The organism is Pseudomonas sp. GW821-FHT01E10 (assembly GCF_059422365.1).
The window spans coordinates 65,108-85,318 of sequence record NZ_JBWKWT010000022.1; the positions used below are offsets into that span (position 1 = coordinate 65,108).

General features: G+C 60.3%; 23 protein-coding genes. 9 read left to right on the forward strand and 14 right to left on the reverse strand.

Features of this window, described 5'->3' with window-relative positions; translation table 11 throughout:
* Positions 1 to 65 precede the first annotated feature (65 nt).
* Positions 66 to 839 (reverse strand): hypothetical protein, encoded by a 774-nt coding sequence (locus AC07V0_RS26000; protein WP_086944684.1) that lies wholly within the window; start codon positions 837 to 839, stop codon positions 66 to 68.
* A gap of 326 nt (positions 840 to 1,165) precedes the next feature.
* Between AC07V0_RS26000 and AC07V0_RS26005 the strand changes: the two genes are divergently transcribed.
* The 5 genes from AC07V0_RS26005 (at position 1,166) to AC07V0_RS26025 (ending at position 5,638) form a co-directional block, all read left to right on the forward strand.
* Positions 1,166 to 1,846 carry a response regulator gene (locus AC07V0_RS26005; protein ID WP_018929974.1) on the forward strand — a complete coding sequence of 227 codons (681 nt, stop codon included), beginning with the start codon at positions 1,166 to 1,168 and terminating at the stop codon, positions 1,844 to 1,846.
* A complete protein-coding gene (locus AC07V0_RS26010) occupies positions 1,843 to 3,168 on the forward strand; it encodes an ATP-binding protein (protein ID WP_026286707.1) in 1,326 nt (441 codons plus the stop codon). The genes AC07V0_RS26005 and AC07V0_RS26010 overlap by 4 nt, the downstream gene beginning before the upstream one ends.
* Before the next feature lie 128 nt (positions 3,169 to 3,296).
* Complete coding sequence (locus AC07V0_RS26015; protein WP_064616788.1) at positions 3,297 to 3,782, forward strand: GNAT family N-acetyltransferase; 486 nt, start codon at positions 3,297 to 3,299, stop codon at positions 3,780 to 3,782.
* A gap of 134 nt (positions 3,783 to 3,916) precedes the next feature.
* Positions 3,917 to 5,329 carry an aspartate aminotransferase family protein gene (locus AC07V0_RS26020; RefSeq protein WP_086944685.1) on the forward strand — a complete coding sequence of 471 codons (1,413 nt, stop codon included), beginning with the start codon at positions 3,917 to 3,919 and terminating at the stop codon, positions 5,327 to 5,329.
* Positions 5,330 to 5,410: 81 nt separating this feature from the next.
* Positions 5,411 to 5,638 (forward strand): MbtH family protein, encoded by a 228-nt coding sequence (locus AC07V0_RS26025; RefSeq protein WP_007934245.1) that lies wholly within the window; start codon positions 5,411 to 5,413, stop codon positions 5,636 to 5,638.
* 104 nt (positions 5,639 to 5,742) lie between these two features.
* On the opposite strand, the gene AC07V0_RS26030 is transcribed toward AC07V0_RS26025, so the two are convergent.
* The 9 genes from AC07V0_RS26030 to AC07V0_RS26070 all read right to left on the reverse strand — a co-directional run bounded on the left by AC07V0_RS26030 (position 5,743) and on the right by AC07V0_RS26070 (position 12,621).
* Entirely contained in the window at positions 5,743 to 6,657 is a 915-nt protein-coding gene (locus AC07V0_RS26030) for a metal ABC transporter substrate-binding protein (RefSeq protein WP_018929970.1), read from the reverse strand.
* Positions 6,658 to 7,557, reverse strand: a complete 900-nt coding sequence (locus AC07V0_RS26035; RefSeq protein ID WP_018929969.1) for a metal ABC transporter permease — start codon at positions 7,555 to 7,557, stop codon at positions 6,658 to 6,660.
* Entirely contained in the window at positions 7,557 to 8,300 is a 744-nt protein-coding gene (locus AC07V0_RS26040; protein WP_064616794.1) for a metal ABC transporter ATP-binding protein, read from the reverse strand. The genes AC07V0_RS26035 and AC07V0_RS26040 overlap by 1 nt, the downstream gene beginning before the upstream one ends.
* A complete protein-coding gene (locus tag AC07V0_RS26045) occupies positions 8,297 to 9,223 on the reverse strand; it encodes a metal ABC transporter substrate-binding protein (protein WP_019582483.1) in 927 nt (308 codons plus the stop codon). Before AC07V0_RS26045 ends, AC07V0_RS26040 begins: the two co-directional genes overlap by 4 nt.
* A gap of 35 nt (positions 9,224 to 9,258) precedes the next feature.
* Positions 9,259 to 9,831 (reverse strand): DUF6162 family protein, encoded by a 573-nt coding sequence (locus tag AC07V0_RS26050; protein ID WP_064616798.1) that lies wholly within the window; start codon positions 9,829 to 9,831, stop codon positions 9,259 to 9,261.
* Positions 9,832 to 9,833: 2 nt separating this feature from the next.
* Positions 9,834 to 10,154: a hypothetical protein gene (locus AC07V0_RS26055; protein WP_018929965.1), complete on the reverse strand. Its 321-nt coding sequence runs from the start codon at positions 10,152 to 10,154 to the stop codon at positions 9,834 to 9,836.
* Entirely contained in the window at positions 10,151 to 10,693 is a 543-nt protein-coding gene (locus AC07V0_RS26060; RefSeq protein WP_018929964.1) for a PA2404 family protein, read from the reverse strand. The genes AC07V0_RS26055 and AC07V0_RS26060 overlap by 4 nt, the downstream gene beginning before the upstream one ends.
* A complete protein-coding gene (locus AC07V0_RS26065) occupies positions 10,690 to 11,901 on the reverse strand; it encodes a PepSY-associated TM helix domain-containing protein (RefSeq protein WP_064616801.1) in 1,212 nt (403 codons plus the stop codon). Before AC07V0_RS26065 ends, AC07V0_RS26060 begins: the two co-directional genes overlap by 4 nt.
* Before the next feature lie 261 nt (positions 11,902 to 12,162).
* Positions 12,163 to 12,621, reverse strand: coding sequence for a VOC family protein (locus tag AC07V0_RS26070; RefSeq protein WP_018929962.1), 459 nt, complete (start codon positions 12,619 to 12,621; stop codon positions 12,163 to 12,165).
* Between the two features lie 311 nt (positions 12,622 to 12,932).
* Here AC07V0_RS26070 and AC07V0_RS26075 point away from each other — a divergent pair, with 311 nt between their 5' ends.
* The 4 genes from AC07V0_RS26075 (at position 12,933) to AC07V0_RS26090 (ending at position 17,152) form a co-directional block, all read left to right on the forward strand.
* A complete protein-coding gene (locus AC07V0_RS26075; RefSeq protein ID WP_018929961.1) occupies positions 12,933 to 13,202 on the forward strand; it encodes a hypothetical protein in 270 nt (89 codons plus the stop codon).
* Positions 13,203 to 13,303: 101 nt separating this feature from the next.
* Positions 13,304 to 13,915 (forward strand): LysE family translocator, encoded by a 612-nt coding sequence (locus AC07V0_RS26080; protein ID WP_457327298.1) that lies wholly within the window; start codon positions 13,304 to 13,306, stop codon positions 13,913 to 13,915.
* A gap of 205 nt (positions 13,916 to 14,120) precedes the next feature.
* Positions 14,121 to 15,287, forward strand: a complete 1,167-nt coding sequence (locus tag AC07V0_RS26085) for a cysteine desulfurase family protein (RefSeq protein ID WP_086944687.1) — start codon at positions 14,121 to 14,123, stop codon at positions 15,285 to 15,287.
* Between the two features lie 56 nt (positions 15,288 to 15,343).
* Positions 15,344 to 17,152 (forward strand): aminopeptidase P family protein, encoded by a 1,809-nt coding sequence (locus tag AC07V0_RS26090; protein WP_086944688.1) that lies wholly within the window; start codon positions 15,344 to 15,346, stop codon positions 17,150 to 17,152.
* Between the two features lie 46 nt (positions 17,153 to 17,198).
* Here AC07V0_RS26090 and AC07V0_RS26095 read toward each other — a convergent pair whose 3' ends face one another.
* From AC07V0_RS26095 to rhtA, 4 genes are all read right to left on the reverse strand, one after another.
* Positions 17,199 to 17,795, reverse strand: a complete 597-nt coding sequence (locus AC07V0_RS26095) for a 2-hydroxychromene-2-carboxylate isomerase (protein WP_019582473.1) — start codon at positions 17,793 to 17,795, stop codon at positions 17,199 to 17,201.
* Positions 17,796 to 17,830: 35 nt separating this feature from the next.
* Positions 17,831 to 18,571, reverse strand: coding sequence for an SDR family oxidoreductase (locus AC07V0_RS26100; protein WP_018929956.1), 741 nt, complete (start codon positions 18,569 to 18,571; stop codon positions 17,831 to 17,833).
* Between the two features lie 99 nt (positions 18,572 to 18,670).
* Positions 18,671 to 18,952, reverse strand: a complete 282-nt coding sequence (locus tag AC07V0_RS26105) for a hypothetical protein (protein ID WP_018929955.1) — start codon at positions 18,950 to 18,952, stop codon at positions 18,671 to 18,673.
* A gap of 170 nt (positions 18,953 to 19,122) precedes the next feature.
* Positions 19,123 to 20,010, reverse strand: coding sequence for a threonine/homoserine exporter RhtA (gene rhtA, locus AC07V0_RS26110; RefSeq protein WP_018929954.1), 888 nt, complete (start codon positions 20,008 to 20,010; stop codon positions 19,123 to 19,125).
* Positions 20,011 to 20,211: the final 201 nt, after the last annotated feature.

A 20,211-nucleotide genomic window follows, 5' to 3' on the forward strand; every position in this document is an offset into this window, starting at 1 on the left:
ATGATTAACCGCCGCCGGTACCGCCTGCTCGACCCGTCAGGAGGTAGCCACTACGGCTTGAAACTTCAGTTGCGCAACAGGCCTGGCCAGGATTGGCTATCAACCGCATGCGGACCGGAAACCAGGCGATTTTTCGGAATGTTATAAGTCAGAAACTGATTGTCAGTCAGAAAGATATAGTAATAACTGTCAGCGAAAGTCCGATCGTTTTGCACCGCTGTAATGATCCGGTCTTTATAGGGAGCAAGACCGGGCCAGGTAGCTTCTGTAATGGGCTCTGTCCTCAGTGACTGGACCGGGGTCACAACAGGAGGAGGGAGGTCGTCGTCAAGTTTGCCACCGATATAGCCGCGGTCCCGGTTGGGATCCTCGTCCAAATCCAGATAGAGGGAGTTCCCGTCATTCATGATGAATCGAAAGAGTGAGGGGCGACTTACTTGCCACCATGTCCCTGCAACGATGCGATCAAAGTGAGGCAACAGCAGCTTCCATTTAGTGTCTTCAACCTTGCGGGTCTGCATTACCGCATCGGTATCCTGATTGTAGGCGCAGACCATCGGCGTAGTGCGCTCGTAATAGAAAAGCCAAAGGATATCGAGGTCAGAAGAGTCCATGGGACGATCAAGCGTTATGCCCGTGGTCGTAAATCCAAACCGCAGGTTTTTCATGTGGTTTTCCAACGTCCCCCAGTTTCCTTTAATAGGCCAGGGGTATCCATCAGAGACCTTGTTATCGGGAATATCAAAGCGGGAATAAGTATCGGTGTCTTTGAAGATGAAGTAGATCTTGTCTTTTCCTGAACGCCAATCGACGGTCACGATGTTTTTAAGTGTCGGCATGATCTGATTCCTTTCAGATAATTAAGTATGGTTCGGGTCTTAAATGACTTTCTTCCAGGTAATGATTGGCCTGGAGTGGAGCCGTGCTAGGGTAGCGTGATGTTTTACGCTGTGGTCATGTTTTCAGGATGGAATATGTTTCGGTTTGAAACGACATGTGCGCAGGCGTCCGGCCATGCATTAACAGCAAACTTCACTTTCAATTTCGTCGATTTGCGATCGCGACGCCTGCGAGGGAGGCGCTGCTTCTCGTCAGCGGCGGGCCTTGCCATAATTGCGGCTTAATCCTCAGCTGCTTCACTCGCTTTTTTGTCCTGGGGGCTCCCATGCATGTACTGGTTTGCGAAGACGATGAGCTGATCGCCAGCGGTATTGTTGCCGGCCTGACCGCGCAAGGCCTGACCGTCGAGCACGTCGCCACCGCGTCGGCTGCCCGGGCGATGCTCAAGGTGGCTGAGTTCGATGTCATGGTGCTCGACCTTGGCCTTCCCGATGAGGATGGCCTGAAGCTGTTGCAGCAGTTACGTCACAGTGGCCTGGAGATTCCGGTGTTGATTCTCACGGCGCGGGATTCGGTCACCGATCGCGTCGACGGTTTGCAGGCCGGGGCCGACGATTACTTGCTCAAGCCTTTTGATCTGCGCGAACTGGCAGCGCGCCTGCACACCTTGCTGCGACGAGTGGCGGGGCGCAGCGTCAACCTGATCGAGCACGGTCGTTTGACCTACGATCCGAGCAGCCGCGAAACCATGCTGGGCGGTCAGCCGGTGGACCTTTCCCGTCGCGAGCAATCGCTGTTGCAAGCCTTGCTGCACAACCGTGGTCGCGTACTCTCAACCGAGCAACTGAAAGACAGCGTCTACGGTTTCAACGATGAGCTGGAAAGCAACGCCCTTAACGTCCATATCCATCACCTGCGGCGTAAACTCGGCAATGGCATTGTCGAGACGGTGCGTGGCCTGGGCTATCGCCTGGGGCCGGCCGATGGCGGAGAAGAATCGAAGTGATGAGCCTGCGTTTGCGCCTGAGCCTGACCCTCGGCGCCGCATTTGCGTTGATCTGGGCCCTGGCCGCCGCCTGGATGCTCAGCGATCTGCGCAACCAGATGATGTTTTCCCTCGACCAGCGGCTGGTTGCCTCGGCGCGGATGGTCGCCGGGTTACTGGAGCAACTGCCGGCATTGCCGAGCAAGGGCGAGGGCACCCATTTCAGCGCTGAACAGCTGAATATCCCCGGCGGCATGGCCTGTCAGGTCAGCTCGTTGCGCGGCGAGATTCTGGCCCGCAGCCACAGCAACCCCGAGCAAGCGCTGGAAGCCGAGAAAATGGGCTTCCACGATCAGATTATCGACGGCGCGCCATGGCGCAGTTTCACCTTGGCGCGGGGCGATGTGCGCATCACCACCGCCGACCGGCAGATCGAGCGTGAAGCGCTGAACATGTCCATTCTGCTGGCGGCTTCGGTGCCGGTCGGCGTGGCGCTGCTTGGCTGCCTGTGCCTGTTGTGGCTCGGCATCGGTCAGGGGCTGGCACCGCTCAATCGTATGCGCGATGCGTTGATGCGGCGTAGCGCCGATTCTCTGGAACCATTGCAGATCCAGCCGTTGCCCAGCGAATTGCAACCGCTGCTGGAAACCCAGAATCAGTTGTTCCAGCGCATCGGCAAGACCATCGAGCGTGAACGACGCCTGACCGGTGATGCGGCGCACGAATTGCGTAGCCCGCTGACTGCGATCAAAACCCACCTGCAAGTGGCGCGCATGACCGACGGTGCCGCGCGGGATCAGTCCCTGGCCCGGGCTGAAGAGGGCGCCGACCGCCTGCACCGTACCCTTGAACAATTGCTGCTGCTGGCGCGTGTCGAGGGCAGCTTGTCGTTCGATGATGGCGTGCAGTGCAGCGCTGAGCAGGTGGCAAAACTGGCGATTCAGGATGCCGCCAGCGGCGATCGTCAGCGGATCAAGTTTCAGGTGCCGGCCAGATTCTCCGATGCGCCGCTGCAAATGCCCGCAGTGCTGTCGATTGCTGCATTACGCAACTTGCTCGACAACGCCCTGCGCCACACGCCGGGCGATAGGGCGGTGGAGCTGAGCCTGGAAACCAATGGCAATCGCGTGCACTTTCTGGTGCGCGACCACGGTCCGGGAATTGCCGAAGACGACTTGCAACACCTGACCCAACGCTTCTGGCGCAATGGCCAAAGCACCGGTTGCGGCCTCGGCCTGGCGATTGTCCAGGCCATCGTCCAGCGCTGCGGCTGTACCCTGCATTTCGACAGCCGGCCGGATGGCCTGCGGGTTGAATTGACGATGCCGTTGCAACCTGTCTAACAGACACCGCTCCCACAGGGTGTCTATGTTGTCGCACACCAAATGTAACGTCTCTCCGTTGGCCTCCCGGCCCCCACGGCGTTATCGTCCCCGGCAGCTTTGACTCAATGGATTGAGGTAACAGCGCCATGACTGCATCGATACACATCTGCAAGGCAACGTCTGCCGACGCCGGCATCATCAGCCGAATCGTCGAGCGCTCCATTCGCGTCGGCTGCGCGCTCGACCACCGTAACGACCCGCGAACCGTCGCCACCTGGACCCACAACAAAACCATCGAACACGTGCAGCCCTGGCTGAACGACCCGCGGTTGTACCTGAACATCGCCCTGTTGCAAGACAAACCGGTCGGCGTCGCCATGGCGGCGATCAGTGGCAAGGTTGCGTTTTGTTACGTGCAACCGGAATGGTTTCGACGGGGCGCCGGACAAGCGTTGGTGCATGATCTGGAGACGTGGTTGATTGCTCAGGGTTTGCCCCAGGTACGTCTCAACAGCACGCGCACCGGCGAAGCGTTTTACCACCGCCTGGGTTACCGGGCTTGCGCTGAAGCTTTCACGGTGGCGGGGCTCCACGCCATTCCCATGCACAAGGCGCTGCCACCACCTTCATAGAAAGCTGATCGAGGGTCTAAATCCTCGAGCCCTTGATGCGTTTCCAGAACAGGAAAACCTGCAAGTGCGCCCCGTGAACGGAATGCGCACCTGCCCGGTGGGCAGTTTTGGTCACTATCAACAGGGGTCGAGAGATGTCAGTCGCTACCAGCCTTATCGAAGATCAGCCGGCCCGGATTGCCCCGACGCCTGCCGAGACGCTTTATCAGTTCAACGAATCGCCGCTGCTGGCCCGTCAGAGCCAACAGGAATCGAACGCCCGCAGCTACCCGCGACGCATACCCCTGGCACTCAAGCGTGCCAAGGGCATTTATGTCGAAGACGTCGAAGGCCGTTGTTTCATCGATTGCCTGGCCGGTGCCGGGACCCTGGCCCTGGGGCACAACCATCCGGTGGTGATCGAAGCGATCCAGCAAGTGCTGAGCGATGAACTGCCGCTGCACACCCTCGACCTGACCACGCCGGTCAAGGACCGGTTTGTCCAGGACCTGTTCGGCCTGCTGCCGCCGGCATTGGCCGCTGAAGCGAAGATTCAGTTCTGTGGCCCCACCGGCACCGATGCCGTGGAAGCCGCGCTGAAGCTGGTGCGTACCGCCACCGAGCGCAGCACCGTCTTGTCGTTCCAGGGCGGTTACCACGGCATGAGTCAGGGCGCGCTGAGCCTGATGGGCAGTCTGGGACCGAAAAAGCCGTTGGGTGCCTTGCTCGGCAATGGCGTGCAGTTCATGCCGTATCCCTACGATTACCGTTGCCCGTTCGGTCTCGGTGGTGTGCAGGGAGTGCAGGTCAACCTGAATTACCTGGAGAACCTGCTGAACGATCCAGAGGCTGGCGTGCAACTGCCGGCTGCGGTGATCGTCGAAGTGGTGCAGGGCGAGGGCGGGGTGATTCCGGCCGATCTCGACTGGCTGCGCGGTTTGCGGCGCATCACCGAGCAGGCCGGCGTGGCGCTGATCGTCGATGAGATTCAGAGCGGCTTTGCCCGCACCGGCAAGATGTTCGCCTTCGAGCACGCCGGAATCATTCCGGACGTGGTGGTGATGTCCAAGGCCATCGGCGGCAGCCTGCCGCTGGCAGTGGTGGTCTATCGCGAATGGCTCGACACCTGGCTGCCGGGTGCCCATGCCGGAACCTTCCGCGGTAATCAGATGGCCATGGCCGCAGGCTCTGCGGTGATGCGCTACCTGACCGAACACAAGGTTTGCGAGCACGCCGCCACCATGGGCGAGCGCTTGAGCGAACACCTGCACATCCTGCAGCGGGACTTTCCGCAGCTGGGCGACATTCGCGGACGTGGCTTGATGCTGGGTGTCGAATTGGTCGACCCGGCTGGTGCGCCGGATGCTCAAGGCCATCCACCGGTATTCGGTCGTCTGGCGTCGTTGGTGCAGCGCGAATGTCTCAAGCGTGGGTTAATCCTCGAGCTGGGCGGGCGTCATGGCGGTGTCGTGCGTTTCCTGCCGCCGTTGGTGATCACCGCTGCCGAAATCGATCGGGTAGCCGACATTTTCGGCAGGGCCATGGCCGCAGCCGTCGCCAGCCTCTAAATTTTTCAGCGCCTTTAACGTTCCTTCTACATAACGGCTGCGCGCGGTGTGCAGCCCACCCTATAGCGATGGAGAGACAGCATGACGTCAGTATTCGACCGCGAGGACATCCTCTTTCAGGTCGTGGTCAACCACGAAGAGCAATACTCGATCTGGCCCGACTACAAAGCCGTGCCACAAGGCTGGCGCACCGTGGGCAAGAGCGGCCTGAAAAAGGAATGCCTGGCCTACATCGAAGAGGTCTGGACTGACATGCGTCCACTGAGCCTGCGCCAGAAAATGGAAGAGCAGGCGGCCGTGGCTCACTGAGTCGCCGCGCAAAAAGAAACCCGCTGAACCGGTGACGGTCAGCGGGTTTTTCACGTTTGAAATCTCTGTTGTCTGCGCGGCTGCCATCGCGGGTTTAACTGACGTTATGCCCCGCTCAACCCCTTGATCACTTGATCCACATTCCCTTCCAGCTCGGCCACCGGATCTGCCGCATCGACACTCAACACCACCAACCGACTGCCTGCCTGCGAGATCGCCGCTTTCACCGCCTCCGACGGCTGTCGATGATGCAACACCACCGCCACGTCATGGTCCTTGAGCGTCGCACTCAACTGCTTGAGCGCTTCAGGCGTCCACTCGGCATCCGGCCGTGCATCGAGGCCGATCAGCTCCAGGTTGAGGCCGCCGATCAGGTAGCCGAAATGATCGCTCAGGCTCATCACGCTCAGGTTATCGGCACTGGCCAGCCGCGCTTCGCTGTCGGCACTGAGCTTGAGCAAGCGCTGCTTGAGCGCTGCCAGATTGGCCTCGATGGTCGGTTTGGCCGCCGGCGCCAGGCGCACCAGGTCCGCCGCCATCACGTCTGCCATGCGCCCCATGTTGTTGCTGGAAAGCCACGGCTGGCTGTTCAACCCGTCGACCTTGCTGCCGGGCTGCACGGCGATGCCGGGAAGGGCGCCGTCCACCGGGCGGGCGGCGTCGACTTCGACGATACGAATATTGCTGCGCCGGGATATCGGGTACAGCGGATCATCCGCCCACAGGGAACGCAGACCAATCACGGCATCGGCGTCGGTCGCCAGCTTGGCCAGCGCCGGAGCGCCACGACCGGTGAAATAGGCGGTCTGTCGGCTGCCGGGGAGATTGTCCGGCGCGGCCCGTTCCAGTTTGATTTCGGTGCCTTTGAGCAACACTTCGCCCAGACCATAGGTGATCGGCAAGGACGCCAGCACGTGCAGCGGTTTGGCGCTGTCCGCCGCAGCGCAAGTATTGGCCAGACCGCACAGGGGCAATGTGAAGGTCAATGCCAGGGTCAGTTGACGCAGAGAAAAGCACATTTATCCGAGGTTCCCTTTCAGGCTGGGGAGGATGCCGCGAGCGATCGCGGCCAGGGCGAAGGCGATACCGGCCACCAGAATGATCGCGGCACCGGACGGGATGGGCAGGTCAAAGACAATCGGTGCGAGAATTCCGCACAAGGTGCTCACCGTGGCAATCAGCACCGAACACCAGAAAAAACCCTTCAACGACTGGCTGAGCAACCGCGCGGCCGCCGCTGGAATCACCAGCAGGGCGCCGACCAGAATCGCGCCGATGACTTTCACCGCTGCCACCGTGATCAGCGTCACCAGGATCACGAACAGGTAGTCCAGGGTTTTCACCGCCACGCCACGTACCGCCGCCAGTTGCGGGTTGAAACTGGCGAGCATGATGCGGTTGTACAGCGGCAGGGCCAGTGCCATGACCAGCGAGCCGACGATAGCCAACACCAGCAGGTCGTTGCCGTTGACCGTCAGTACCGAGCCGAACAGCACGTTTTCCAGAATGTGCACATTGATCTTGCCCGCCAGAATCAACAGCAGGCTCGCGCCCAGCGCCAACGACACCGACAGAAACACGCCGATCAATGTATCCGGCGCCAGACCCGTGCGGTTGCGCAGGTAGTTCAGCAAAATCCCGAACAGCAGGCAGTAACCGAACAGGCTGCCATAAGGCCCGGTGTAAGGTTCACCGAGCAGAATGCCGATGGCCACGCCAGTCAACGCCGCGTGACCCACCGCTTCGGAGAAAAATGCGAAGCGCTTGACCACCACCAGCGTGCCCAAACCGCCCAGCACCGGGCCGATCAGCAATCCAGCGAGCAGGGCGTTGACCACAAATCCATAGGCCAGCGCTTCCGGCAGGTAACCCGACGAGGCCCAACCCTGGACCATCAAACGAAAGGCTTCGTAGCTCATCAGGCAGCGCTCCGGGGATGGGTCGAGAACAGGGTCAGCAGTCGCTCCGGGGTCAGCGCCTGTTTCGGCGTGGCATCGAACAACACCCGACGATTGAGCCCGGTGACCCGGTCCGCCAGACGCCCGACCGCTTCCAGATCATGCTCGATCCACAGCACGGTGATGCCGCTCTGGCGCCAATCGCCCAGCAGCCGTTCGAACACTTGGATACCGGCCTCATCGAGCGCCGACATCGGTTCATCGAGCACCAGCAACTGTGGCGCCGGAATCAGCCCTTGGGCCAACAAAACCCGCTGGCGCTCACCGCCGGACAACGCGCCCATGCGCCGTTTGCGTTTGTCCTGCATGCCGACCCGTTCCAGCGCCTCGCCAATGGCTGTTGCGTAATGCTTGCTCAAACCGAGGAACGCCGGACGTCGCTGACACATGGCCGCCATGAAGTCGTCGACGGTCATCGGCAAACCGCGATCAAACTCCAGCGCTTGCGGCACGTAGCCGATAGTCCCCGGTTCGTCGGGCCATTGCAGGCTCAAACGGCCCTGATGCGGCATCTGCCCGAGCAGGGTCTTGATCAGCGAACTCTTGCCGCCACCGTTGGGGCCGACCAGGGCATGCACGCTGCCGGGCCGGACCTGAAAAGTTACGTTGTCGAGGATGGTCGTGCGCCCCAGCGTCAGGCTGACTTCGGCGAAGTCGAGGGTCGGGCCGGCGCTTTGTACGGTCAGGGTTTCTTGAGCGGTCATGCGCCAGACTCCTGAATCGCCCGAACCACGGTGTTGAGGTTGCCGGTCATTTCCTTTTCGTACTTGTCGGCGGTGTATTCGCCATAGGAAATGTGCGACAGCGGATACAGCTTCACCCCCGATTCGCGCTGGATGGTTTCGACGTAAGTGGACGGGAAATCCATCTCCGAGAAGATCACTTTCACGTCCAGCTCCCGCAGTTGATCGATGGTCTTTTTCAGTTGGCTGGGGCTGGGTTCGATGCCGTGGGCCGGCTCGACCACGGCAGTGACTTCCAGGCCGAACTCGCGCAGCAGATAGTCGTAGGCGGCATGGACCGTGGCCACGCGCAGCTCGGCGTTCGGCGCCTGGGTCAGTTTGGCCAGGGCATCGGCGCGCATCTGCCGCAGGCGCTTACCGTAGGCGCGGGCATTCTGGGTGTAGGTTTTAGCGTTGGCCGGGTCGAGCTTGCCCAACTCGCGGGCAATGTTGTTGACCTGGGCAATCGAAGCGCTGATCGACAAGAACGTGTGCGGGTTGACCACTTTACCGGCACCGCGAGCGGCGACACCGGTGGCGGCCAGCAGTGGCACGTTTTCGTTGGCTTCGATCACTTTGATATTCGGGGTTTCGCTGGCGGCGATCATGCGGTCGGCGAAGTCGTCATGGCCCACACCGTTGAGCACGATTACGTCGAGCCCGCTGATGCGTTTGATGTCCTCGGCGCGGGGCTCATAGGCGTGCGGGTTGAAACCGGCCGGGATCAACGGCACCACTTCGGCCTTGTCGCCGACGATATTGGCCACGTAGCTGTAATAAGGGTGCAGGGTGATGCCGATGCGCAGGCGCTTGGCTTCGTCGGCACTGGCCAGAGGCGTCAGCAAACAGGCAAGCAGGCCGACCAGCAGCAGGCGCAAAAAACGACGTTGAGATGAACTAGGCATGGGAAAGCGGTCTTCTCTCGGGTGAGGGCGAGGGTTCAGTGCCGATGCTGGCGGGTGACCCCGGCATCGAATTGCGCGACGATCTGCTGCCAGCCAGCGCTTTCCAGCGCGGCGTCAGTCAGATCAGCCGGGGGCGCGAGGGCTTTGGAGCGGTTGAGCCAGATGTCTGGCGCATCGTCGTCAGCAGTCAAACGCATCAGGAATGAGCCGGCCACGGTGGGTGCCTGGCTCTGGCCGAAGTACGCCTTGGCGTCCAGCAATTGCCAGGCATGACCGCCTCGACTGACAGAACTGGCGTCTTGGGCAAACGGCGCGAAACCTTCCTCGGCGAGGGTGGCGGGTGTGGGCAGTGCTTGTTGTTCCTCGCGCAACAGGTGGATTTCATCCAGCGTGACCCGCAGGTCTGCGTAAATACCTTGCTCGGATGCGCTCAGGTCGCGGCGGGCATCCAGTTGATGGCTGCCGACGCTGCTCACTTCCCGGGACTCGCCGCGCCAGGCGACTACCGAGCCGGCCACCGCCAGGATCATCAGGCACAACAGCAACACATAGAGGGTTTCATGGCCGGCTCCGGCCGGGCGCACCACTTGGGTGGTTGGCGTGCTCATGCTCAGGGCGCCTCGATGTCGGCTTGGTCGATCTCGACCACGTGGCCGGGACCGGCGTCGAACAGCACGTAGAATTCAGCGCCGGGCTTCTTGAACGTCAGGGTCGAATCGGCGCCGAGCTTGCCTGGCACCAGAATGGTTTCATCGTAGCCGATCACATCCAGAGTCACGCCCGGCGCGCCGCTGCCGTCGGAGAAACCACCGGTGCAACGGATCTGTTCGGCGTCGATGGCCTTGCATTCGCACATCGGGTTGTGGGCCAGGGCGCTGGCGCTGAAGACGGTGCAGAGCACCAGTAAAACGGGGCGAAAAACGCTGGTCATGGTTTGCCTCCTTGTCTGTTCAGCCATGCGACGGTGGCCGGGGACGCCTGGCTCAGGGGGATGGAGGCTTGATGCATGGCGCCGTCCCAGCCTTCCATGGTGATCCACAGTTCAGCGTCGTTTTTGGTCTTTTCGGGTACCGGCAGCGCGGCGCCCATGTGGTAGGGCGTGCCGAAGAAAATCACCCCGGCGGCGCGCAGGCTGCGCGGTTTGCCAATGCGCAGGTAAGTCGCCTTGACCTGATCGCGACAACTGTCGCAGAGCGCAGCATTGAAGGACTTCAAGTAGCCGGCCGGGCCATCGGATACCGGGGCTGCGTTGCGCAATTCAGCCAGGCGCAGGCTCCAGGGGCCGACCTGAATTTCACCGACTTCACGCTCACCCAGGCCGGTGTCTCCGCGAAACAGCGCTGCGTCGGCGAAGTATTTGGGCATGAACCCCAGCGGCACCAGCAACAGCAGCACGTTGATGTGGAAACGCCATGTGTGCCAGAAGCGGCTTAGCGGCGAGCGTGGTTTTTCTGCTGCGACCTGGCTCATCGGCTGCCCTCCGTGGCTTCGCGGCTCATGGCCGGGGCCGGCTGGCCGGTCAGCGCAGCCCGTGGACGCTTGTTGCTGCGCTTGAGCGCATTGGCCGTGGCCAGGGCGGTGCGTTTGGTCCAGATCAACAGGCCGCTGAGGACCATCATGCTCAGGATCAGGCCGAAGAAGAACCAGATCAGCTTGATCCAGATACCGCCGAAATCGCCGGTGTGCAGCGGACGCATGGATTCGGTCACCAGCTCCAGACCCGAACGATCCGACAGCAGACGCGTGGTGGAAATGTCACCGGTGTAAGGGTTGACCTCGGCGCTCTGGTAGATCAACGGGTACCAACTGCGCCCGCTCACCAAAAGGTGGCTATAGGCATTGGCGGGGAGGCTGACAGAGCTGTCTTCCAGGCCAGGAATGCGTTCCTTGGCCTCGCGGATCGCGCTTTCCAGGCTGATCATCGGCGCCGGTGCGCCATCGACGGTGAGCGGCACGCTCTCACGCGGGACGACGGGGGCGACCGGCGCGGTGGAAATCGAAATGTGGTTATCGGACAGGATCGCTTCAATCATGAACCAGGTGCTGGTGACGGAAATCACCGCAATGAACCAGATCGACCAGATGCCGCTGAGCCGGTGAAAGTCGCCCCAGAAAATCCGCGCGCCATGACGAATGCGCAGGGTCGGTCGCAAGAAGCCTTTCCAGAACCGTTTGTAGACCACGAGCCCCGTCACCAGTGAAGCCAGCATCGGCAAGCCGAGGAACGACACCAGATACCAGCCCCAGCTGTAGCCGTTGGTGAATGGCACCAGCCACCAGCCATGCAGCGCGCGAGTGAAGGCCTGGAAGTTGAAGGGTGGAGCGGTGCCCTGAATCGCCCCGCTGTAGGGGTTCACATAGACCGTCACCGAGCGTCCGTCCGGGTAGCTGACCTTCACGTCCAGGGCGAAATGCGACTCGTCGGGACGGTTGATACTTTCGACCAGCGTTTGGGGCTCGGCCTTTTTGATGGCGGCGATGATCTGGTCATAGCTGAGCAGCGGCGCGTCGTCCGAAGGCGGGCTGGCGCGCATTTGCGGGTTGGCCAGCCAGACGATTTCCTGACTGACCACCGCCAATGTGCCGGTCACACAGACGATCAATACAAAGAACCAGATGGGCAGGGCCAGCCAGCTATGGACCAGAAACCAGAGTTTTGAGCGGGATTTCTTCGACATGATTAAAGGTCTTGTTTCGATGAGAGGACCTCTGCTGCGGGCTTCCCAGCGTTGAGGTCCATGAAAGGCCCGGTCGTGGCTTTTGCCTACGCGACCGGCTGCATCTAAATAAGACGTATGAGCATCGGAAATCCCGAAAGGGGATATGAAAGTAAATGTTTCGTGTTTCTGCGCTGTGTGGGAACAGCCAATATTGATGTTGAATGTGATGCCCCCATCGCGAGCCTGCTCGCGATGGGGGCTGATCACATACCGAAGCTATCAACCCTGCTTGAACATCTCCTTCGCCCGCTGTTCGATCTGTTCCTGCGTCAGATCCTCCTTGCGCGTGGCCAGAAACCACACATGCCCATAGGGATCCTTCAAGGTCCCCGTGCGGTCGCCATAAAACTGATCCTTGACCTCGGACACCACCGTGGCACCGGCATTGATGGCCTGTTTATAGGACTTGTCCACATCGTTCACATACAAATGCAGGCCCACGGACGGCGATTTGTCCGGGTTGCTCAAAGGCCCTTGGTCACAGGGTGTGCCCAGCATGATCGGGCTATCGCCGATACGCAGTTCGGCGTGCCCGATGCCGCCGTCGGGCATGGCCAGGCGCATGACTTCGGTGGCGCCAAAGGCTTTCTTGTAGAAGTCGATGGCTTCGGCAGCTTTTTGAATGCCCAGATAAGGGGTGATGCTGTGATAACCCTCTGGAATAGGTTTGACGCTCATGACGGTTCTCCCTTTATTGTTGTGGAGTTAAGGTGTTCCTTCGCCGTTTTCCGGTCGGATAACTATAGGTCAACCCCTTCGCCACAACTGAGTGCCCGACGAGTAGCCGCAGTCACGACAACGCGCCGCACTGCAATTTTGGTGCATCAGCGGTAAGAACCTGGATCGACAGGTTCTCTGTGGCGCGACGCTTGTTCACTGCCAGTTCACCAATTCCCGATACCCACTATCGAGAGCATTGATTTCTGCCCGTCGGGGCGCGTCGGTAGCCTGTGTTCATTGCCCCGAACCCAGCTATCCGGACTTTCGAAATGAAAACTCTACTCACCACTTTTCTGTTGCTCGCCGTTTCCGTCCTCGCCGGATGTGCCAGTCATGTTTCACCGGAACTACGCCCCTACACCGCTGAAGAAACCCGGGAACTGGCGCTGGAAGCCTTGAACCGTCGGGGCTTGTCCTTCGAGGAGTACCACGCGAAGAAAGCCGAATTGCTCGGCCAGCCGACCAAATCGATCAGTTTTGACAAGCAAGGCGAGATGAACGCCGAGCGCACAGTACAGATGCACGGTCGCCAAAGCTGAGCGACAACTGTACTGCTCTAACTTTCACGCAACTGTCCATGGGTTTCCCTCAAGGCGTGCGATAGGGTCAACACCTGACTGACTCTGATGGACTGCCCCCCATGCTCTCGCTCGACCTTCTGCTGGGCTTTGCCCTGTTCGCTCTTGTCACCTCGATCACCCCCGGTCCGAACAACACCATGTTGCTGGCCTCGGGCGTGAATTTCGGCTTTAGCCGCACCATCCCTCACATGCTGGGCATTACCTGCGGCTTCTTCGTGTTGGTGGTGGCCGTCGGTTTCGGCCTGGGCACGGTGTTTCAAACCTATCCACTGCTTTACACCGTGCTGCGTTATGTCGGCGCGGCGTATTTGCTGTACCTGGCCTGGAAGATTGCGCATTCCGGGCCGGTCGCCGAGGGTGAGCAGGGCGAGGGCAAGCCGATCAGTTATTTGGGCGCGGCGGTGTTTCAATGGGTCAACCCCAAGGCCTGGATCATGGCCATCGGTGCCATCAGCACCTACACGCCGATGCAGGGCTATTTCACCAATGTGATTGTGATTGCCGCGGTCTTCGCTCTGATCAACCTGCCGAGCGTCGGTGTGTGGGCCGGTTGTGGCACGCTGTTGCGCAATGTGCTGCGCGATCGCCGCTGGCTACGCCTGTTCAACTGGGGCATGGCCTTGTTGCTGGTGGCTTCCATGTATCCGTTGTTGCTTGAAAGTTTTAGCTGACGCATTGCTTCAACCGGTTGCCCGATGCCTGTTAAGCTCGACTTCAGGAGCGTTCCTACGCACTTTTAAATGAAGTTGTTCTTCTTTAATGGCCTCCGATCGGGTATTGCTATCGTTCTGCAAATTCGGCGCCGCTCATAAGGCGGCGCTTCGATATTTCCAGTGACGAGCTTCCTGATCCCGGAACACGCTCTGCGAGTCTTCTATGAATAAACGTCCGTTGTATTTCGACTACGCCGCCACCACGCCGGTGGATGAGCGGGTCATCAAGGTGATGGTTGAGTGTCTGGGCTTCACGGGTAACTTCGGCAATCCAGCGTCCAGCTCCCATGCCTTCGGTCAACAGGCCCGGCAATCGGTCGAGCACGCACGGCGCCAGGTCGCCGAACTGGTGGGCGCCCAGGCCGAGCAGATCGTCTGGACCTCCGGAGCCACCGAATCCAACAACCTGGCACTCAAGGGCGTTACCCAGGCCCGCGGTGTGTCCGGCGGCCATATCATCACCAGCCAGATTGAACACAAGGCAATTCTCGACACCGCCAAACAATTGCAGGATGCCGGCATTGCCGTGACGTATCTGGTGCCCGATGCCGAAGGCCTGATAACTCCGCAAGCAGTCAGCGAGGCGATGCGTGAAGACACCTTTCTGGTGTCGCTGATGCTGGTCAATAACGAACTGGGCACCGTCAACGACATCCCGGCCATCGGCCAGGTGGTGCGTGATCGCGATGCGTTGTTCCACGTTGACGCGGCTCAGGGCGCGGGCAAAGTAGCGATCGACCTGGCCCGGTGGCCGGTGGATCTGATGTCGTTCTCGGCGCATAAGGTCTACGGCCCCAAAGGCATCGGCGCGCTGTACGTCGGGCCTCGTGCGCAACAGCGCCTGCAGGCGCAGATCCACGGTGGCGGCCATGAGGGCGGGTTGCGTTCCGGTACTCTGGCGACGCACCAGATCGCAGCCATGGGCGCCGCTTTCGCACTGGCGGCCGCTTTGTTCGATGAAGAAAAAGCCACCATCGTGCGCCTGCGTGAACGCTTGCTCGATCAGCTGCTGAGCATTTCCGGTATTCGCGTCAATGGCAGTCCGACCCAACGCATTCCCCATACCCTGAGCCTGACCTTCAACGAAGGTGAGTTCAATTCCGCGGTGTTGAGCACCTCGATCGCGTTTTCCGCGACGTCGGCCTGCAACTCCGCCAGTAATGCGCCATCTCATGTGCTGCTGGCGCTGGGGCATGACGCGCGCTCGGCCAGTCGCACCATTCGCCTGAGCCTGGGGCGTTTCACCACCGAGCAAGATATCGACCAGGCTGCGCACCTGATCAAAACGGCCACCGCCAGTGCTCCGGCATTCTGGGCGACAGGTCCCTAAGCGCCGACTCTGATCGGCACCCAACAATAATGATGAAGTGGTTAGCAGGAGACACGATGAGTACGCAGCCTTCGATCAATGGATTGGTACCCCGGCGCCTGGCGCAAACCCGCGAGCTGATGAGCCGGGAGGGCATTCATGCTCTGTTGGTGCCGTCGGCCGACCCGCACCTGTCGGAATACCTGCCGGGCTATTGGCAGGGGCGGCAGTGGCTGTCGGGTTTCCATGGCTCGGTCGGCACGCTGATCGTCACACCGGATTTCGCCGGCGTCTGGGCCGACAGCCGCTATTGGGAACAAGCGAGCAAGGAACTCAAGGGCAGCGGTATCGAGCTGGTCAAGCTGCAACCGGGTCAACCCGGCCCGCTTGATTGGCTGGCCGAGCAAACGCCTGAAGGCGGTGTCGTCGCAGTCGATGGCGCGGTGATGGCCGTGGCGTCGGCGCGTACCCTGAGCAGCAAACTCCAAGAACGCGGCGCACGTCTGCGCACTGACATCGATTTGCTGAGCGAAGTCTGGAGTGATCGCCCGAGCTTGCCGAACGAGCCGATTTATCAACACTTACCGCCTCAGGCGACCGTCGGCCGTGGCGAAAAACTCGCCCAGCTGCGTGACGTGTTGAAAGAGCGCGGTGCCGACTGGCATTTCATCGCCACCCTCGATGACATCGCCTGGCTGTTCAACTTGCGCGGCGGCGATGTGTCGTTCAATCCGGTGTTTGTGTCCTTCGCGCTCATTAGCCAGCAACAGGCCACCTTGTTCGTCGCCCTGAGTAAAGTCAGCGCCGAGCTGCGTGCCATCCTCGAACAGGACGGCGTGACCCTACGCGATTACAGCGAAGTGGCCGCCGCCTTGCGCGCCATACCAAGCGGTGCGAGCCTGCAAGTCGATCCGGCGCGGGTCACGGCAGGTCTGCTGGATAACTTGAACAGTGATGTGAAACTGGTCGAAGGCCTGAACCCGACCACCCTGGCCAAGTCACAAAAAAGCCTGGCCGATGCCGAGCACATCCGTCGGGCCATGGAGCAGGATGGCGCGGCGCTGTGCGAATTCTTCGCCTGGCTGGAGGCGGCATGGGGGCGTGAGCGCATCACCGAACTGACCATCGACGAACACCTGACCGCGGCCCGCACCCGGCGTCCGGATTATGTGTCACTGAGCTTCAACACCATTGCTGCGTTTAATGCCAACGGTGCGATGCCGCATTACCACGCCACCGAAGAAGAGCACGCGGTCATCGAGGGTGACGGCCTGTTGCTGATCGACTCCGGCGGCCAATACTTGGGCGGCACTACCGACATTACGCGGATGGTGCCGGTGGGGACGCCGACTGACGAGCAGAAGCGCGATTGCACCCGCGTACTCAAAGGCGTGATTGCACTCTCCCGCGCGCAGTTCCCGCGGGGCATTCTGTCGCCGTTGCTGGACGCCATTGCCCGCGCACCGATCTGGGCCGAAAGTGTCGACTACGGTCATGGCACCGGTCACGGCGTCGGCTACTTCCTCAACGTTCACGAAGGCCCGCAAGTGATCGCCTATCAGGCGGCAGCCGCGCCGCAAACTGCAATGCAGCCAGGGATGATCACTTCCATCGAACCGGGCACCTACCGTCCGGGCCGCTGGGGCGTGCGGATCGAGAACCTGGTGTTGAACCGCGAGGCGGGCAAGAGCGAGTTCGGTGAATTCCTGAAGTTCGAAACCCTGACCCTGTGCCCGATCGACACCCGTTGCCTGGAACCGTCGTTGCTGACCGAAGACGAAAAGCAGTGGTTCAACGGCTACCATGCCGAAGTGCGCGAGCGCCTGAGCCCGTTGCTCGATGGCGCGGCCCTTGAGTGGTTGAACACCCGGACCGCGGCTATTTGATCGGCTTGAGTTCAGGCGCTGGAAACAGCGCCTGGCTCATGCCTGGCTATTGTGCCCGCAGGGCTTCAAGGACGAAGTCCAGCCGATCCTGGCCAAAGAACAGCTGATTCCCGACAAACATGCTCGGTGCGCCGAATACACCGCGTTGTACTGCTTCCTCGGTGTTTTTCTTGAGGGCGGCTTTGACGTTCTCGTCGGCGGTCAGTGCCAGCACTTCATTCGGATCGAAACCGTTTTGCATCAGCACGGCGGCAACGATCGCGGGGTCATCGAGGCTGCGCCCTTCCACCCACAGGGCGTGAAACAGGCAATCGATAAACGCCTGAAAGCGTTCGGGATGACGTAATTGCATACCCGTGACCGCGCGCATCAACATCAGGGTATTGATGGGGAAGTGCGGGTTGAACTTCAGCGGCACACCGTAACGCTTGGCATAGCGGTCCAGGTCCTGAAACATGTAGCGACCCTTGGCCGGAATGGTCACCGGGGAGGCGTTGCCGGTGGCTTTGAAGACGCCGCCCAGCAGCATCGGTTTGTAGATCAGCTGACTATCGGTCTGCGCGCAGATTTTCGGCAGTTGGGTGTAGGCCAGGTAGGTGGCGGGGCTGCCGAGGTCGAAAAAGAACTCCACGGTTTTACTCATGTCGATGTGCTCTTCTTTTTGTCGTAGGGGAAGGCTTACCAGCGTTCGCTCCAGGGGCGCAGATCCAGCTCGAACGTCCAGGCGTCCCGTGGCTGGCTGTGTAAGTACCAATAGTTTTCGGCGATGTGCTCGGGATTGAGGATGCCGTCCTGATCCTTGGTCGCGTATTTTTCCGGAAATCTGTCGCGGATAAAGTCGGTGTCGATGGCACCATCGACCACCACATGGGCGACGTGGATGTTCATCGGCCCCAGTTCGCGGGCCATGCTTTGGGCCAGGGCGCGAATCCCGTGCTTGGCGCCGGCGAAGGCAGCAAAACCTGCGGCACCGCGCAAACCGGCGGTGGCCCCGGTGAACAGGATCGTGCCCCGTTGGCGGGTGACCATGCGTTTGGCCACTTCGCGAGCATTGAGAAACCCTGAGAAACAGGCCATTTCCCAGATCTTGAAATACTTGCGGGCGGTTTCTTCGAGAATACTGCAGGGCACATTGGCGCCGATATTGAAGACGAACGCTTCGATGGGGCCGATCGCGGTTTCGATCTGCTCGACGAGCGCAATCACGTCCTCTTCTTTGCGCGCATCGCAGGCAAAACCATGAGCCTCGCCGCCGCTGATCGTGATGGCATCTACCAGTGGCTGAAGTTTGTCTGCGCTGCGACGTGTGACGCAGGCGACGTAGCCTTCCCGGGCAAAACGCTTGGCGATGGCGCCGCCGGTGGCATCGCCTGCGCCGACGACCAATACGATTTTCTTGCTATTGATAGCGGTGGTCATGGATGTCGCCCTTTGCTGAACGGTCAGTGACTGACGAACGTTAGCAGCATCCCGGGCGAGGCGCCTATCGGGCTACGCAAGCCCAATAGGGTTGGAGGATTACTTGCAGATGACGATCATGCTGCGGCTGGTATAGCCGGCCGGGTTAAGGCCAAACGGATAATCTCCGGGCTCTTCGACCGCATCCCCAGACTTGGCAATCACCTTGTAACCCTTGGGCGCGCACGAGTTGGCAGCGCTGGTGTAGCACTGGTCCCAGGAGGACGACAGCCCGGAACAGTTGATATGCAGCCCTTTCTTGCCGTGTTTGATCTGGGTTTTCGAGGTCGCCGCGCAGCCCGCAACTGCAAGCACGGCGATCAGTATCAAAATTCGTTTCATTGCTGTCCTTATTGAGGCCCCGGATCTTTGTGCCCGGGTCTGCCTGCATTCGCTTTTGCTTGAAGCGTTCTGATATCCCTATCTGAAAAAATCCATGTCTGACACTGAGTTACGTGGCCTAAACATGGCCTAAATGAGCGGTAAATACTAGACCCTCGTCAAATCTCGTATCAATCCGCCGCTACTGCGGGCTTGGCGGTGCTCCCCATGGTCATGGTTGCGCCGACGGACGCCAGAATGATGCACAGGATTGCCATCCACTGAGACAGGGAAAGGTATTCATGGAGGAACAACAGGCCGGACAGTGCACCGAACGCGGGCTCGATACTCATCAATGTGCCGAAGGTCCGGGCCGGCAGCCGTGTGAGGGCGACCATCTCCAGGGTGTAGGGCAGGGCAGTGGACAGAATCGCGACCCCGATGGCCACGGGAATCAGCGAGGGTGTCAGCAGCGCAGCACCAGCATGGACGATACCGATGGGGGCTACGAACAGTGCAGCAATCATCACGCCCAATGCGGCGGTCTGCACGCCATTGTCGGCACCGGCCTTCTGGCCGAACAGAATGTACAACGCCCAGCAGACACCGGCGCCAAGGGCATAACCTGCGCCAATCAGATCAATACCTGCGCTCGTGGCGCCAGTTGGAATCAACAGCAGTAAACCCACTGCCGCCAGAGCGATCCACAGAAAGTCGATCGCCCGACGTGAGGCATAAATAGCGACCGCTAATGGGCCGGTGAACTCCAGGGCTACCGCGATACCCAGAGGGACAGTGTTCAAGGACATATAGAAGAGGAAGTTCATGCCGCCCAGCGCCATCCCATAGACAATTACCGTGCGCAGGGATTTTGCGGTGAGCTTCGCTCGCCATGGGCGCAATAGCAGCAGCATGATCACGCTGGCGAAGATCAGCCGCAGGGTGGTGGTCCCTTGAGCGCCGATAACCGGGAACATGCTTTTGGCCAGGGAGGCTCCGGACTGGATCGATGCCATGGCTATCAAGAGCAGGCCTACCGAGAACAGGGTCGAGGCAAGGCTGCGGGGGTGGTCATTCATTGCGTGGCATCGTCCGAGGTGAGAAACGAGAGTAGTTTGTAATGTGTTGGGCAATATACTGCGCATTCGTTGCGGTTGCGTCTATATATAAGCAGGGATTTTGAACATCCTGATAGAAAAGCGTAATCAGGGGTTGACGGCAGATTCTGGACGTCTATAATTCGCCCCACTTCCGGCGCAGTCGAAACGGAAAACTCCTTG